Origin of the sequence: Polynucleobacter kasalickyi, from assembly GCF_900176405.1 — a bacterium.
In the GTDB taxonomy this organism is placed as follows: Bacteria; Pseudomonadota; Gammaproteobacteria; order Burkholderiales; family Burkholderiaceae; genus Polynucleobacter; species Polynucleobacter kasalickyi.
Window position 1 is genome coordinate 1 of record NZ_FWXJ01000034.1, and the last position, 1,295, is coordinate 1,295.

At 43.6% G+C, this 1,295-nt stretch carries 1 protein-coding gene; it reads left to right on the forward strand.

The genetic code is table 11. The features are described from left to right. The first annotated feature begins 73 nt into the window (after positions 1–73). A protein-coding gene (locus B8983_RS13815; protein WP_143736201.1) for an IS3 family transposase occupies positions 74–1,266 on the forward strand; the annotation gives its coding sequence in 2 pieces (ribosomal slippage) (positions 74–341 and positions 341–1,266; 1,194 coding nt in all). Positions 1,267–1,295: the final 29 nt, after the last annotated feature.

A 1,295-nucleotide genomic window follows, 5' to 3' on the forward strand; every position in this document is an offset into this window, starting at 1 on the left:
TGATCTTGCCCCTGAGAAACGTACCTCTTAACTATATGAAAAAATGATATAAATATAGTGATGGAGGTGTCAAATGGTGGTGAAACGAACAAGGGCTAAATATACCCTAGAGTTTAAGATGGAAGCTGTTAGGCTGGTTAGAAATGGCCAGTCATCAGCGGATGTTGCTAAGATTCTAGGCGTACCCAAAGGATCATTAGAAAATTGGATTCGCTGGGATGAACAAGGGCAGTTGACGGGTGGTAAATCCCAGGTAATTAGTGAAGAACAGATGGAGTTAGCGCGACTACGAGCTGAGTTAGCTCGGGTAAAGATGGAGCGCGATATCTTAAAAAAGGCGACAGCGTACTTCGCGAAAGAATCTTTGTGAAGTACGCTTGGATTGCTCGTAATAAGTCGCAATGGCCGATTGGTTTGGCTTGCGAGGTGTTGGGTGTGAGTACGAGTGGGTATTTCCAACATCAACGTAAGAAAGTGTTGGAGCGACCCGAAAAGGGCGTAAAACCTGAGAGACTGAGCAATGAGGCTCTGTTGGCTCATATCAAGGCGATTCATGCGGAAGTGAAGCAGGAGTATGGTTGGCCTAGGATCACCAAAGAGCTGCATGCTCGAGGCTTTCAGGTTGGCAAAGAAAGAGTAAGAAAGTTGATGCAATTGCATGGTATCAAAGCCAAGGGTAAACGTAAGTTTGTGGTGACTACCGACAGCAATCATCGATTTGAGGTAGCAGATAACTTGCTAGGTAGAGAGTTTCATGTTGAGCAGCCCAATCAAGTTTGGACGGGAGATATTACGTACTTACCTACCGATGAGGGTTGGGTATTTCTAGCGGTTGTAATTGACTTATTTAATCGGCAGATTGTTGGTTGGAGTATGAAGTCCAAGATGGAAAGTAACTTGGTAGTAGATGCTTTAAAAATGGCTTGGTTTAGAAGGAATCCGTCATCTGGGTTGATATTCCACTCCGATCGAGGGACTCAGTACTGTAGCGAAGATTTCCAAAGAGTACTGTCTGCCTTCAACATGAGAAGTTCGATGAGTCGTAAGGGGGATTGCTGGGACAATGCTCCAACTGAAAGTCTTTGGGGTAAATTGAAAGTCGCTCGTATTCATGGAGTGAAGTATGCAACAAGGCGAGATATGATGGATGAAGTAATTGACTGGATCAGTTTCTATAATTACAAAAGACTACACTCCACTTTAGGTTTTGTAAGTCCAATGGAGTTTGAGAAGCGATGGTATGCAGCTCAGAAAAAGGTTGCATAATTGAAGCGGTTAAGAAGTATGTTTAACGA